General features: G+C 57.6%; 10 protein-coding genes, 1 tRNA gene and 2 pseudogenes. 2 read left to right on the top strand and 11 right to left on the bottom strand.

From position 1 onward, the window contains the following. Window positions 1–152 precede the first annotated feature (152 nt). The 4 genes and pseudogenes from I9H07_RS22995 to I9H07_RS22980 form a co-directional block, all read right to left on the bottom strand. Window positions 153–1,133: pseudogene (locus I9H07_RS22995) on the bottom strand (integrase domain-containing protein). Between the two features lie 889 nt (window positions 1,134–2,022). Then, entirely contained in the window at window positions 2,023–3,429 is a 1,407-nt protein-coding gene (locus tag I9H07_RS22990; protein ID WP_236425461.1) for a hypothetical protein, read from the bottom strand. 105 nt (window positions 3,430–3,534) lie between these two features. After that, window positions 3,535–4,864: pseudogene (locus tag I9H07_RS22985) on the bottom strand (tyrosine-type recombinase/integrase). A 171-nt stretch (window positions 4,865–5,035) separates the two neighbouring features. Next, window positions 5,036–5,111, bottom strand: a tRNA-Thr gene (locus I9H07_RS22980). Window positions 5,112–5,879: 768 nt separating this feature from the next. On the opposite strand from I9H07_RS22980, the gene I9H07_RS22975 reads away from it, so the two are divergent. Beyond that, the gene (locus I9H07_RS22975; RefSeq protein WP_236425462.1) at window positions 5,880–6,890 is read left to right on the top strand and encodes a J domain-containing protein; all 1,011 of its coding nucleotides are present in this window, start codon (window positions 5,880–5,882) and stop codon (window positions 6,888–6,890) included. Window positions 6,891–7,191: 301 nt separating this feature from the next. Here the strand turns inward: I9H07_RS22975 and I9H07_RS22970 are convergent, their stop codons facing one another. The 6 genes from I9H07_RS22970 to I9H07_RS22945 form a co-directional block, all read right to left on the bottom strand. Further along, a complete protein-coding gene (locus tag I9H07_RS22970; RefSeq protein WP_236425463.1) occupies window positions 7,192–8,463 on the bottom strand; it encodes a methyltransferase in 1,272 nt (423 codons plus the stop codon). Window position 8,464: 1 nt separating this feature from the next. Next, window positions 8,465–9,154, bottom strand: a complete 690-nt coding sequence (locus I9H07_RS22965) for an ABC transporter permease (protein WP_024645037.1) — start codon at window positions 9,152–9,154, stop codon at window positions 8,465–8,467. Beyond that, window positions 9,151–9,846 (bottom strand): ABC transporter permease, encoded by a 696-nt coding sequence (locus I9H07_RS22960; protein WP_024672905.1) that lies wholly within the window; start codon window positions 9,844–9,846, stop codon window positions 9,151–9,153. The genes I9H07_RS22965 and I9H07_RS22960 overlap by 4 nt, the downstream gene beginning before the upstream one ends. A 66-nt stretch (window positions 9,847–9,912) precedes the next feature. Beyond that, window positions 9,913–10,677: an ABC transporter substrate-binding protein gene (locus I9H07_RS22955; protein WP_024672906.1), complete on the bottom strand. Its 765-nt coding sequence runs from the start codon at window positions 10,675–10,677 to the stop codon at window positions 9,913–9,915. Between the two features lie 14 nt (window positions 10,678–10,691). Then, a complete protein-coding gene (locus I9H07_RS22950; protein WP_024672907.1) occupies window positions 10,692–11,465 on the bottom strand; it encodes an ABC transporter ATP-binding protein in 774 nt (257 codons plus the stop codon). Between the two features lie 74 nt (window positions 11,466–11,539). After that, entirely contained in the window at window positions 11,540–11,929 is a 390-nt protein-coding gene (locus I9H07_RS22945; RefSeq protein WP_236425464.1) for a hypothetical protein, read from the bottom strand. Between the two features lie 60 nt (window positions 11,930–11,989). Between I9H07_RS22945 and gabP the strand changes: the two genes are divergently transcribed. Then, complete coding sequence (gene gabP / locus I9H07_RS22940; RefSeq protein ID WP_236425465.1) at window positions 11,990–13,381, top strand: GABA permease; 1,392 nt, start codon at window positions 11,990–11,992, stop codon at window positions 13,379–13,381. 58 nt (window positions 13,382–13,439) lie between these two features. Here gabP and I9H07_RS22935 read toward each other — a convergent pair whose 3' ends face one another. Further along, window positions 13,440–14,369, bottom strand: a complete 930-nt coding sequence (locus tag I9H07_RS22935) for a 2-hydroxyacid dehydrogenase (RefSeq protein WP_236425466.1) — start codon at window positions 14,367–14,369, stop codon at window positions 13,440–13,442. Window positions 14,370–14,459 lie beyond the last annotated feature (90 nt).

Raw genomic sequence — 14,459 nt, 5'->3', positions numbered from 1 at the left:
ATGCTTTTGCTGCCAGGTCCATGGGTTATTTCGATGCCAGCGATTAGAAATCGCCGATTGAATGGCTTTTGCTTGGTTTAGGTGGCGCTCGCGGGTGGTATGCGACCCGGTCAGGAGACTCTCCAGAAACAATTCCATATCGAATGGCTTGCTCATACTCGGCCCCCTATGTAGGCCGATACAACGTCGATGCGCCCGTGCCCTAACTCATAGCTGATATGTACGCGGGCCTCCTGATCAAGGCGTCTGTTGATCTGGTAGCAACGGCCACCATTGATAGGCGCGGTGTGATGGGTGATTTGCTTATAGCGTTCGCATGCGTAGGCCGCCCGAAGTTCGTGAAAGCCTTTGAGCCCATGCTTATGAAGAACATTCCGGGCGGGCTAGACTGTGCCCTGTATGAAGTCACGGTAGCTTTCGTCCGGTGATAGCAGGTTGCGGCTACCTTCAGGTGAGACCCCTCTGGTAAATGCCAGTGCATCACGTATGGGATCGTTTACCGCAATCCAGCGAGGTGCCGATGCGCCTGAGCGCCCACCTTTGGTGCCGTCTTGGATGTTGATTTTGCCGAACTGCTTCGCTTCACATTGCAGACGCGGAAGGTTAACCAAAATCGCCTCGCGTAAGCGCATGCCAGTGGCTCGCGCTAACTGAGCGATGGCTGCGGCGCGCGGCTGGTGGTGTTCGCGAAGCGCGTCTACGATCTGCTTCACGTGTGCTTTGCCCTGGCCTTGCGGCACCGAGCGACGAATACTGGTGCGGCGCATTCCTAGCGCCTTACTTGGGCTTGGCACTTTCACATACTGATCACCGCGAAGCGCTGCTAGGGTACGGTTGACGCTGGACAACCGGTTTTGCGCAGTGGCGATGGCGAGCTCACCTTGTTCAACTTGCTGGCGCAGATGTCCGGCATAGTCCAACAAGGTCTGCCGATCAATCTGCCGCGCATCGTTAAACCCCGGCCCATCCTTCGAGCGACACCAACGTACAAATGCCTGCCATCGATCACTGTGCGCTTTGACCGTGCCGTAATGCCCGCCGCCAAACATGTCCCGCAACGCCTGGGGCCCGGCATAACTCAATTGCCGGCCATAGCCAAAATTTCGCCCATGCCGTCTGCCTAACAATGCCATGATCAAACTCCTCTCGAAGCCAAAATCTTTGAAACCTTCCCCACGTCATCCCGCCAAGAATGTTGAGTGTTATCAGGGATCAAGGCCCCTGCGACCTGTGAGGGTTGTCCACTAACGCGGGACTGGCGGCTCTTTACTACCGGGAGCTTGGGCATCTCATGATCTGACCTCCTGAGCACTTCCGAAGAAGTGGGCGGGTGGAGGCTGCACTGGCTGACGAGACCAGTGCTGCGAGATCCTGAGTTGGGTGAAGGCAGTGATGCGATGACCGGGGCATTCCTGACTGTCAGTCAGGTGCAGTCCATTCCGTGGGCTGCAACACCATCATCTGCATCGCTGTTGCTGGTGACTCGGTGTTTGTCACGCCGATTGTCACAAGGGGGAATGCCGCAAAGCCTTGTACGAGTTGGGCTGCAGCAGCGGTAGGAGCGCCCGTCTCTTTCCGGGAGAAAGAGACGGGCGCAGGTTGGCGCAATGAAATGGCCAAGCGAATAGGTTGCTGCAGGCCAGCTATAAAAGGGTATGAGTTGCCGCAGTGGCACTCTGGTAGAAGTAGGCATCCATCACATCGCTGTGACCGTGCGAGCCGCCGGACGCTAATCGCACTTTGGGAGAACCACCACCGTGTGGCGTAGCCTTAAAGGTTCTGGCTACCTGGGTTACTGTAGACGACAGCGCTTTGCCCGATCTTTTCTACGCCTGTGCATAATTTGGGTCAAGACTTCAATTTTCGGGAGTTCTGCGGCTGTGGATGAAATTATCCACCGGTGGAAATCCTTGGTTTTTCATAGACAGTTGTGTGGGCTTTAGATTTTTTAAGTGAGGTCCATCCAAACAGGGCGGCTTTGCAGCCCTGTTTGGATGGACCAACGCGGATAAGCAAATCAATTCAAAGGCTTAGACAGAGACCACCTCTTGGTACCTGACCGCAACCGCATTCAGGCTGATACGGGCTTAACTCAATTAATTGGTTACCGTTATTGCCACAGCTTCCATGGCAATGACGACGGTTACAGGTTTTGCGTATTTCCCACCCTTTATCTCGAGCTTCGGTTTCAGTATTCACAGAAGGCACATTGGAATAACAGCCCGGATAAGTTGACATCACCATCTGTCCTACCCCGGAAGCCGGAGGTATCGACCAAGAAGTTACCGATCCTCCATGATGTGGGGCAACAATCCCCGTGAGGCGACGCTTATAGCTTGCACCGATTGAGGGATAATCGGCATCGCCGCATAGAAGTACTTTATATTGATTGGATGTCGAAGCGGCCATAAGAGCTAATGACTCATTATTTCTCAAGAAAGCAGGTGTGGTAATAGTGCCAGGCTCAGGACTACACCGAATAATTGTGCAAGCGCCCCAGTCCATTCTGGAGCGCTTAGCAGGCCATATTTTGAGCGCTGGAGTTAAATCTTCGAGGGGCGTCTGGCTTAATGTGAGAACGAGATGGATATGACTTGGGCCTAGTTTGTGGCGGTGAAACCGCGGACGCCGCATCAACCAAGGGCGTGACATTATCTCGTCATGATATGAAACTTCAGACTTCCAGAAGCCCCTTTTGTTGTCGTAGCGTGCTTGACCTGACTTGTAAGCGAAACCCCAATGGTCCCAATCTAAATGAGACAGAACAATTGGAATCTTAGTATCTGGGTCATCAAGTATAAATGGGTCAAATGGTCCGTGTTGACGAGCCGAGCGTTTGTTGAATGGAAGCGGCCAGCCTAAATCGAAGAACAGGATAGGATGCTCATATGTATCGACAACAGCGCAGAGATTCGCCTGCCCGACATCATAGACTGCAATCCCTCCGTGCTCGTCGATAGAACGGGGCTCTCCTAAGCAGTCCAGAGTATCGCAGTCTGCTAGGAAGTCAACTTCCGCCAAGCTAACTAAGACACTCAGTTCGCTCTTGGGTACTTCTTTTTGTTCGATTTTTATCCAGAATGTTTGGCCAGTACCATCCTCGTCGATACTAAAATTAACGGATTGCGCTTCTATGGCATTTTCATCTGTCGGATCAATATGAGTAAGTGATAAAGAGGCCCAGTTTTTTTTGTTCACTAATGAAGCCGCTAAATCTGGGCTAAATTTTGTGGTTAGTAATAAAAATGCAAATTTTTCTTCAAAGTGCTCTACTGCCTGCTCTGGAGATAGTGCTTTCAGCTCTGCAATAACACCTCTAGGAATGGCGTCGATAATAACGCGAACTCCACTCTCTAATTCTCCATCGATAACTTCTATAGAAGCGAAATACTCGATCCATTCATGGTTTTTTTGATGGTGATCTTGCATAAGTTATTTTGCCCAAATGCTGTGGCTGGGTGAGGTTCTAAACTTTATTGCATGGTTGTGATGCTTAGTGCACAGTCATACGTTCGCTAATGGAATCAGTCCTGATCATAGATCAGTTTTTAACGCACGTTTTGCTTTCAGTTGGGTGACGTTCGCGCCGATCTGGTTTGCAAATTCGTGCGAGGTGACATGCTCCTGCCGGTTGGCCTCCAGGTGCCGGTTCCACCAGTTCATGATCAGCCTGCGCTCCTCGATGAATTCGGCCTTGTGGATGTAGGCGGCGCGGACCTTGTTGCGTTCCTTGTGGCTCATCTGCCGTTCAATGGCTGTCTCCGACCACAATCCTGACTCGATCAGTGCACTGCAGGCCATCGAACGAAATCCATGCCCGCAGATATCGGTTTTGGTGTCGTATCCCATCGTCCGAAGCGCGTTGTTCACGGTATTTTCGGACATGGGCTTCCAGGGTTTGGCATCCCCTGCGAAGACCAATGCGAATTTACCTGTGAGTGCATGGATTTTTTCGAGTAGCTCCACGGCTTGCGGCGATAAGGGTACTAAATGGATATGCCCTGCCATCTTCGTACCCCTTGTGGAAAAGGGTACTCCCTCCAACGCGGGTCGATTGTCCGGTATCTCCCAGGTGCCGCGCTTAAAGTCTAACTCGCTCCAGCGGGCGAAGCGCAGTTCGCTGGAGCGTACGAACACATGCAGCGAGAGCATCATCGTGAGACGGGTAAGTGCCCGGCCTTTATAGGTGTCGATCCGCTCCTGCAGTTCCGGCAGTCGCGATAAGGGTAGAGCGGGGCGATGTACCACCCGCGGAGCTTTGATCGAGCCTTCAAGATCGTAAGCAGGGTTTATGGTGATAAGCCGGAGGCGCTTTGCCTCGCGCATGATGCTCTGCAAGTAGTTTTGTACCCTTAAAGCAACGTCGATCGTTCCGCGCTTCTTGATCACTTCCAAGGGCTGCATAAGATCATGGCTGTCGAGATCAACAATGGCGCGTGCGCCGATCAGCGGAAATACGTGGGTTTTGAGGCGGCTCATTACTGTCTTGGAATGGCCAGGTGCCCACTTAGCCGACATTTCCGTATGCCAGTCGAGCGCAACGCTTTCAAAGGTTCTGCCTTTGATCACGGCTTCCGCCTTGGCTTGGTGCTTGGTCTCTATGGGATCAATGCCATCCGCCAGCATTCGTTTGACTTCCAAGCGCTTGCGGCGCGCTTCGGCGAGGCCAATGACGGGGTAGTTGCTAAACGAGGTCAGTCCTTCCCGTCCGTCAGGTTTGACGTAGCGGAGCCGCCAGCCTTTGCGGCCAGGAGCTAGAGGCCACCGCCATCGAAAAGCTTGTAGGCGAGGTCTGTGGGCTTGGCCAAGCGGCAAGCGGCAAGCGGCAAGCGGCGTCGGAGAGCGGAGCTGTGGTGCGCGACATAAGGGTACTCCCTTTATCGAAGTGACCTGTGTCCCAAACTCTACCCTTAAAACGGTTGGAATCCACCAGTTTCTGACAGAATCCGACAGAACCCCAAAACGAAAAAACCCGCCAAAAGGCGGGTTTCTCAGAGATCTCAAAGGCTGCAAAAACCACCTTTGAAACCTTGTATGGTGCCGGCACCAGGAGTCGAACCCGGGACCTACTGATTACAAGTCAGTTGCTCTACCAACTGAGCTATACCGGCGTAATGGGCTGCGAGTATATAGAGTCTGATGCGCTTGTAAAGCCTAGCTGCCTGATTCAGTTGAAAAAAATTGGTCGTTAGCGCTTCGGGTGGGATGTGGGCGGGCCGTGGTGTAGGGCGTTTCCTTTGGTTTTGGGGAATGGGTCTGTGTGGTGCGTGTGAGCGCTGCGGTTTTGCGTGGTGCTTTTGGCTTTCGGGTGTGGAGGCTCGGGCATTGAGATGCGGCGGATTTTTAACCTGGTCACGCGGACCGGTGCGTCCAGCGCTGATGGCGATCTGGCGCATCGCAACAACCGCAGCAGGACCCGGCGTTTTTGGGCGGTTGCGCTGGATTTTGGCTTTCCCTAGGATTGTTCTCAACGGCCCGGGCTACTGAGTCAGCAGCACAGGCCGTTAGCTTTTCAGCCAGTAGACAAAGGACTGTCTCATGAGTGGCACGATGGATCGTAACCGGGCTTCGGGTGTTGTCTGCCGCAGGCTGGTCATTCACTGAAGAGTGTGTTGACGTAAATTTGTATCGCGTCTGGCCTGTCGGGCCTTGCGCAAGGTGGGGCTGAGGATTGCTGTCTGAATCGCATGAATGTGCGTCTGGACGCTCACGAACGCTTCGTCGATGCTTAAAGAAATGCCCGAATCCTGTGGATTCGGGCATTTTCTTGTGCGGTGGTTCCGGTTTTTCGGTTTGCGTGGCATTCGCATTGGAGTTCGGTGTTTGGTGGCCGATACAGTTGTATCAAAAATGGCAGTCGGCCATGGACAGCAAGTGCAATGCAGAGAACACCCACGCATTACGAGCTGCTGAGTGTTGCTCGCGATGCCTCTCCTGAGCAGATCAAGAAGGCTTATCGCAAGCTGGCGCAGAAGCTGCACCCGGACAGGAATTCCGATCCTTATGCCTCGGACATGATGGGCGTCGTAAATGCGTCCCATGATGTGCTGGCGGATGCCGGAAGGCGTGCGGCTTATGATGCGCAACTCGCTGCCGACGAGCATAAGGCTCGTGTAGAGGCAGCTCGTCGCCGGCAGGCGCAGGCCGCGAAAGGGCAGGTGGTGCATGCGTATGGTTCGGCGGCGGCTCAGGCGCCTGCTACGCCTCAGCGTACCGTTCAGCCTGGAATGGCGGCCAAGGCTTCTCCCGCTCGATCTCCGTCTACTGACAAGCGTCGCCGCAGTGCGTGGCGCTGGGCGCTGCTGTCTGTGGTGTTCTGTGCTGGTGGGGCGTGGATGGGTTACGACCCTGGGGCGGGCAAGCCGTTTGTACCGGCAGAACCGGTCCCGGTTGCGCAAACGCGGGTCAAGCCTGCACCTGCTGTTCCGGTTGAAGAGCCGGTGGCAAGCCCCGCAAAGCCGGTTGAGCCAGTGGCGTCCGAGTGTGGGGTGCCAGCGCTGGACCCGATGGGCGCGCCGTGGCCCGACAAGCCGGGTTATGTGAAGGACATGCCGGTGCTCAAGGACAGCGGCTGGTCGCAGATTACGGTGGATAACACGGCTGGCGAGTCAGCGGTGTACGCCAAGGTCACGGATGCGGTGGGGCGCAAGGACTTTCGGCATGCGTATGTTCCGGCCGGGGCGGTGTTTACGTTCAGCAAGATGAACCCGGGGTTGTACCTGCTCAAGTACAGGATGCTGAATACCGGTTGTGCCTTTGCTTCGGGGCGTATCTTGCTGGAAGAGACGCCGATGGGCAGTCAGATCAAGTCCAGTGCCTACAAGCTGACGTTGCGCAAGCTGGCGAACCGCAGTGTGCCGTTTGCGCGGTTGAAGGATGATCAGTTTTAAGGGGGCTTTGCCCGTTCTCTTCGCGAGCACGCTCGCTTCCACACGCACACTTTCAGCCGCACAGAAAAGCCTGCGCTAGAGCCTTTACCAAATCTTTATGCACAATTGCGCTATAAAGATATGCCCGCGTGACTGGATGTGTGCAGTTGTGGGCATTGTGGCGCAAAGCACTGTTTTTGCGGGTTACGGGAAGGTTGGCGGGAAAAAATCAGGGGTCTGATTAACTGGTGCGCCAAGCTTTAACGCACTCATCCACATTTTCATCAACAGACTTATCCACAGGTTGCTCAACTGATTCAGGTCACAGTTTTCGAGCCAGAATCAGCAGGTTGCGAGGGGTAAGCTGGCTGTCACAAAAAGTGCCAACACGAACGTCGTAACCCTGCTCTTGCACATACATCGCACGATCCAGCACCAGCCAGACTTCCAGTGGACGTCGAAACAGGTTTCGCAGCAGTTCCAGGTTGCGCACTTCAGCCAGTCTTTTCCAGCCTGCGGCTTCCAGAGAAGCCCAGTCCTGCTTGCCTGGGGGCGGCAGATTCTTCAGGTTGGCCAGATGGCCGCAATAGTCGGCGTAAGGCGCGTCCAGCCAGGACGTTGGCAGCGAAGGCGTGGGCAGGTAATCGTCGACGCCACGCAGGTTGCGCTGCAGCAGGTCGAAGCCCAGACGGCGGGCCATCGAGGTGTCGCGTTGACGGCGCACACGCGCACCTGCCGTTACGGTTTCGCTGAGCGGCAGGCCGAGTTCGTCTCGCGACAGCTTCAGCCCCGAGGCTTTGCCTTCGCTGGACAGCGTCTGATAGGTGTCATGTCGGGTGCGGTTGTAACAGCACGGCGCGATTGCGATGTGCTCGCAGCCGGTCTGGCTGGCCAGTTCCATCAACTGGATGTGCAGGTCGCCGCAGGCATGCAGCGCGACGGGTGTGTGATGCGCGTGCAGACAGCGCCAGGTGTCATCGGCCATCACGTCCTGGCGCACATGTTTCGCCTCGATACCTTGTCGAGCGCTGAGGGTCAAACCGGCTTCGATCAGCGCCGGGTCGTGTTCCAGGCAGGTGAGGCTCTGGCCGCGTTCGGTCAGGCGGCGTCCCAGGTGGCCTTTGCCCGCGCACCAGTCCAGCCAGTGAGTCGCGCTGTCACGCATGTCGAGATGGCTGGCGAAGGCTTCGATCTGTTGCCACTTGCGCCCCGGCACATCAACGCTCATCCGCACATCGACCGGCGGCAGAGGAAAGACGGGCAGCTCTGCGACATGGCTCAACGCGACGGCTTCGGCGGCCAGTTGCGTGAAAGGGAAGGGGGCGTCGAGCTGTTCAGGATGATTGTGCGCGGCTTCGGCCTGTTCCAGCGTGCGGTGCCGCAGCCAGTGTGCCAGCTCGGGGTATTTGCTTTCCCATGGCAGGTGCTGGTGGGTGAACGGTTTGGGCCGCCACAATGCCTGATGCGCGAACAGGAAGCTGTCCAGCGCACCGAAGTGGCTGCCAAGGTGTTCATCCTGCAAGCATGGATCTGAGGGCATATCGGCGGTTTCGCGTGACGGGATGCTGGCGGGAGGGATGCCAGCACCCTTCATATCAGCGTCCCTGGCTTGCGTCTACGCGCAATAGCTTTTCCAGCAGGCGGAAGCCCTGCACCAGCACGAATGTCATGACCAGGTAGAACATGCCCGCCGCAAAGAAGATTTCCACCGGCAGGTAGGTGCGGGCGATGATCGTGCGCGCCATGCCGGTCAGTTCCAGCAGGGTCACGGTGCTGGCCAGGGCGCTGGCCTTGAGCATCAGGATCACTTCGTTGCTGTAGGCGGGCAGGCCGATACGCGTGGCGCGGGGCAGGACAATGTAGAACAGCGCCTTCCATTTCGACATGCCCAGCGCCCGCGCCGCTTCAACTTCACCCACCGGTACCGCCTGAATGGCGCCACGCAGGATTTCCGCGATATAGGCGGCGGTGTGCAGGGTCATGGTGATGACTGCACACCAGAACGGGTCGCGCAGATACGGCCACAGCCAGCTTTGACGCACCGCATCGAACTGCGCCAGGCCGTAATAGACCAGAAACAGTTGCACCAGCAGCGGCGTGCCGCGAAAGAAAAAGATGTAAGCGTAAGGCAGGGCGCGCACCGGCCAGTGCCGGGAGGCGCGAGCGATGCCCATCGGGATGGCGAGGATCAGCCCGGCGATGACGGCGATGGCCACCAGCTCCAGGGTCAGGGTCGCGCCTTGTGCCAGTCGCGGCAGCCACTTGATGATCACTTCCCAGTTCATGACGCGCTCCTCAGAAAGCCACGACCGGCGCGTTTTTCGAGGAAGTACATGCCGATCATGGCCAGCACGGTCAGGCCCAGGTACATGATGGCGGCGACCATGTAGAACGTGAACGCCTCTTTGGTGAAGCTGACGGCGATTTGCGCGTGACGCATGATCTCTTCCAGGCCGATCACCGAGACCAGCGCGGTGTCCTTCATCAAAATCATGAACAGGTTGCCCAGACCGGGCAGGGCGATACGCCACATCTGCGGCAGGACCAGTTTGAAGAGGATGCGCGAGCGCGACATGCCCAGCGCCAGCCCGGCTTCGCGGTGACCTTTGGGAATGGCGAGGATCGCGCCGCGAAACACCTCGGTGGCGTACGCGCCAAAGCAGATCCCTAGGGCGATAACCCCGGCGGCGAAAGCGCTCAATGCCAGGTTTGGAATGCCGAACAGCTCGCCCAGTGCGCGCATGCCGTTGACGGTGCCGAAGTAGATCAGCAGCACCCAGAGCAATTCGGGAATGCCGCGTACCAGCGTCGAGTACGTGCCGCCCAGCCATTGCAGCGGCTTGTAGGGCGAGGTCTTGGCCAGGGCGCCGAGCAGGCCGAGTATCAGACCCAGGCACAACGCCGAGAGTGCAAGCTGGACAGTCATCAGCGCGCCAGCCGCAAGGGCCGGGCCGAATCCGTGGAGATCAATGTTCATGGGCAGGCTTTGTCAGGACCGGTCGCCGCGCTTCAACGGGAAGCGGCGGCGACGCGGTCGGGTGAATCAGAGAATGCTGAAAGGGAAATACTTGTCGTTGATCTTTTTATAGGTGCCGTCAGCGATGATTTCTTTCAGGGCTACGTTCAGACGCTCGCGCAACGCGTCATCGCCTTTGCGCACAGCAATGCCGATCTTGTCGTTCTGCACGACAGGCTCGCCCTTGAACTCGAAGTTCTGGCCGGCTTCGCTCTTCAGCCATTCGTAGCTGGCGTACTTGTCGGCCAGCATGACGTCGACGCGGCCGGACAACAGGTCGAGGAACGCGTTTTCCTGTGTGTCGTAGAGCTTGGCGTCCAGGATGCCGAGCTTGTCTTCCAGCCAGGTGGCAGCCAGGGTCGAACGCTGTGCGCCCACAGACTTGCCGGTAAGACTTTCCTTGGCTTTATCGATGGAGGAAACATCGACAGAGGAGGTTTTCGGTGCCAGGAACTGCAGCTTGTTCGAGTAGTACGGGTCGGTGAAATCCACCACCTGCTGGCGCTCTTCGGTGATCGACAGCGACGAAATCAGGAAGTCGAACTTCTGCGCATTGAGGGCCGGAATGATGCCGTCCCAGTCGGACGTCACTACTTCGCACTCGACTTTCATCTTCGCGCACAGGGCATCGCCGATCTCGCGATCAAAGCCGACGACCTGGCCGCTCGCGTCCTTGTTATTGAACGGTGGGTAGGCGCCTTCGATGCCCATTTTCATTTTTTCGGCGAAGGCACTGCTGCTGAATGCCAGTGTGGCCGCGGCGATCAGCAAGATCTTCTTATACATCTGCATGGGGTGTTGCTCCGTTAGCAGTGACTCGACATGAATTGTTTGCAGCGTACCGACAGCGGGTTATCAAATACTTGCTGCGGTGTGCCCTGTTCTTCGACCATTCCCTGATGCAAAAACACCACTTCACTTGATACCTGACGTGCAAAATTCATTTCGTGGGTCACCAGCAGCATGGTCCGGCCTTCTTCGGCCAGCGCGCGTATGACACCCAGTACTTCCTGGACCATCTCCGGGTCGAGTGCCGAGGTCGGCTCGTCGAACAGGATAACCTTGGGCTGCATGGCCAGCGTGCGCGCAATGGCGGCGCGTTGCTGCTGGCCGCCAGACAGTTGCGCCGGGTAGGCGTGGCGTTTGTCCGCGATACCGACCTTGGCCAGCAGTGCTTCGGCGACTTCAATGGCTTCGGCCTTGCTCTGGCCGAGAACGCGGCGCGGGGCTTCGATGATGTTATCGAGCACGCTCATGTGCGGCCACAGGTTGAAGTTCTGAAACACAAAGCCGATTTGGCTGCGCAGGCGATTGATCTGCCGGTTATCGGCAGCAATCAGCTCGCCGTTGCGCGCCGCCTTGAGTTTCAGTTCTTCACCGGCCACCAGAATCTGACCCTGATGCGGGTTTTCCAGCAGGTTGATGCAGCGCAGCAACGTGGACTTGCCGGAACCGGATGAGCCGAGGATTGAAATGACATCCCCGTCGCGAGCGGTCAGCGAGATGCCTTTAAGCACCTCAAGCTGATCGTAACGCTTGTGCAGGTTGCGGATTTCCAGGGCGGGCGTGGCCTCGGCCATGTGGGGTCCTCATTAAAGTGTGCGCGCTTGCTGCTGGCGAACGCCAAGCTAGCACAGCGTTTGAAGGACAACCATCAGCGTCTTTTGCCCAATGTGAACGGGGTCGACGGGTTGTCGCATCTCGACAGCGGACGGTCGCAAAAAGGCAAGCTGGATGCCTGATTGAACAGGGCGTGCGCGAAAAAGGCGCGATGTTGCCAGCTTTGGCCGGGGGTTGGAAGCAGCTTTTGCTGAGCGGCGGCCCGAGTTGCGCACCATGTTTGAGCCTCGGGCAGGCTCGGGCGCATTTTTGGTGCGAGTGTGTAGACGAATCTGAGGCGTTCGGTAACAAATCCTACAGACGATACGTAGAAGCGTTCATCACGCAGGCGTTGCAGGTCAGGCCACAGGGCGTGTATTCCCTGCGCGACGTCGTTTTTGAAATATTTTGGCGCAATTCTTGCGTCAAGAATAAAGAACGGCACCGTAGGTTTCTCTTTACGTAACGCTCCGGTGTGTCTCGCTCGTCTTGCACAGGTGGTTTTATGAGCAGTACCGCTAACTCTTCCGAGCTCGAACAAGGGCTGAAACCTCGACACATCACCATGCTGTCGATTGCTGGCGTCATCGGTGCCGGCTTGTTCGTCGGCTCCGGCCACGCGATTGCCGAAGCCGGACCTGCCGTGCTGCTGGCCTACGCCGCTGCCGGTACGCTGGTGGTGCTGGTGATGCGCATGCTGGCCGAGATGGCTGTTGCCTCGCCGGACACCGGTTCGTTTTCGACCTATGCCGACCGGGCTATCGGCCACTGGGCCGGGTTCACCATTGGCTGGTTGTACTGGTGGTTCTGGGTATTGGTGATTCCGCTGGAAGCCAACGCCGCCGCCACCATTCTGCATGCCTGGTTCCCGAACATCGCGATCTGGATGTTCACCCTGGTCATCACGCTGCTGCTGACCGCGACCAACCTGTTCAGTGTGAAGAACTACGGTGAGTTCGAGTTCTGGTTCGCGCTGATCAAGGTGGTGGCGATTATTGCCTTCGTGGTGCTGGGTGTGGCGGCAATCTTTGGCCTGCTGCCAACCAGCAATGTCAGTGGCGTCAGCCATCTGTTCGACACCGGTGGCTTCCTGCCCAACGGCATGGGCGCGGTGCTGGCGGCGATGCTGACCACCATGTTCTCGTTCATGGGCACGGAAATCGTGACCATTGCAGCGGCTGAATCCAAGAACCCGGGCAAGCAGATTACCAAGGCCACCAACTCGGTGATCTGGCGGATCTTCCTGTTCTATCTGGTTTCGATCTTCATCGTGGTGTCGCTGGTGCCGTGGAACGATCCGCGACTGGCCGAAGTGGGTTCGTATCAGACGGTTCTCGACGCGATGGGTATTCCGAACGCCAAGCTGATCGTCGATCTGGTGGTGTTGGTGGCAGTCACCAGTTGCCTGAACTCGGCGCTGTACACCGCCTCGCGCATGCTGTTTTCGCTGGGCAAACGCGGTGATGCGCCAGCACTCTCCAAGCGCACCAGCAAGGGCGGCACGCCTTACTGGGCGGTGATCATGTCGACGGCGGCGGCGTTCCTGACTGTATTCGCCAACTACATCGCACCGGCGGCGGTGTTCGATTTCCTGCTCGCCAGCTCGGGCGCCATCGCGCTGCTGGTGTACCTGGTGATTGCCGTTTCGCAGCTGCGCATGCGCCAGAAGCGTATCGCGGCGGGTGAGGCCATCGACTTCAAGATGTGGCTGTTCCCATGGCTGACCTGGGCGGTGATCGCGTTCATCGTGGCGGTGCTGACGATCATGCTGATCCAGGAAGAGCATCGCATCGAAATCATCGCTACCGGCGTGCTCAGCCTGCTGGTGATCGGTGCCGGTCTGATGGTCTCGCGCCGCCGCAAGGGCGAGCGTGTGGGCGCTGCTGCGCTGGGTTGATCAGTTGCGGATCGTTCCCTGCAATGGGGAACGATCCGGCACCATCGATTCACAACCCTCAATAACCCTGCCCGCGATCCACCTGGCCCTGCATGGCCTCGCCGCGTTCAAAGCGACGAATGTTGTCGAGCAGGCCGGGGAAAGCGCTTTCCGGCTGGGTCATGGCGGCGACGTGCGGGGTCAGCAGGATCTTCGGGTGCTGCCAGAACGGATGATCGGCGGTTGCCGGCTCCTGCTGCAACACATCCAGCACTGCGCCGCTCAACTGGCCGCTGTCCAGCGCCTCGATCAGGTCGGCTTCCACCAGATGCCCGCCACGTCCCATGTTGATCAGTGCCGCCCCTGTGGGCAGGCGATCGAATAGCGAGCGATTGAGGATGCCTTCGGTCTGCCCGGTCAATGGCAGTACGCACAACAGAATGTCGCACTGCCCCAGAAACGCATCCAGTTGCTCCTCTCCCGCGTAGCACGCCACACCGTCGATTCGATGCTCGCTGCGTGCCCAGCCCGACAGCTCGAAACCAAACGGCTTGAGGCTCGACAGAATATGCTGCGCCTGCAACCCCAGCCCCATCACGCCCACGCGACGTTTGTGCGCCGGTATCAGCGGGTGTGCCTTCCAGACGCCCTCCACCTGCTGCTGCCGATAACGCAGCATTTCCCGGTGCAGGCTCAGCACGGCGAATGACGCGTACTCGCACATTCCGTGACTGATGCCGGGGTCCAGCAGGCGAACCACGGGCAGGGACTGCGGAATACGGCTCAAGTCCAGTTGATCGACACCTGCGGACAGGGCAAACAGCACTTTGAGGTTGGGCAACAGTTCTTGCAGATCATCCGGGGCCAGCCAGGCGCCCAGATAATGGATGTCGGCCGGATCACCGATGTCCGGCCACACCCGCCATTCGATGTCCGGCGCGTGCTCGGCAAACAGGACGCGCCAGCGTTCGGCGCGTGCGGGGTCGGCTTTGTAGAGCAAGGCGGGCATGGGCATTTCCTGAGCGTGAAAGGGGGTCTTCATCATGCCGCAAGTCGAAAGCAGGATCTGTCGAAACAGGTGTTTGCAGCGCTGTGCAGC

This window comes from Pseudomonas syringae, from assembly GCF_023278085.1.
In the GTDB taxonomy this organism is placed as follows: Bacteria; Pseudomonadota; Gammaproteobacteria; order Pseudomonadales; family Pseudomonadaceae; genus Aquipseudomonas; species Aquipseudomonas syringae_Q.
The sequence above is the reverse complement of the archived record's forward strand: the minus strand, read 5'-3'. Positions and strand labels throughout refer to the sequence as shown.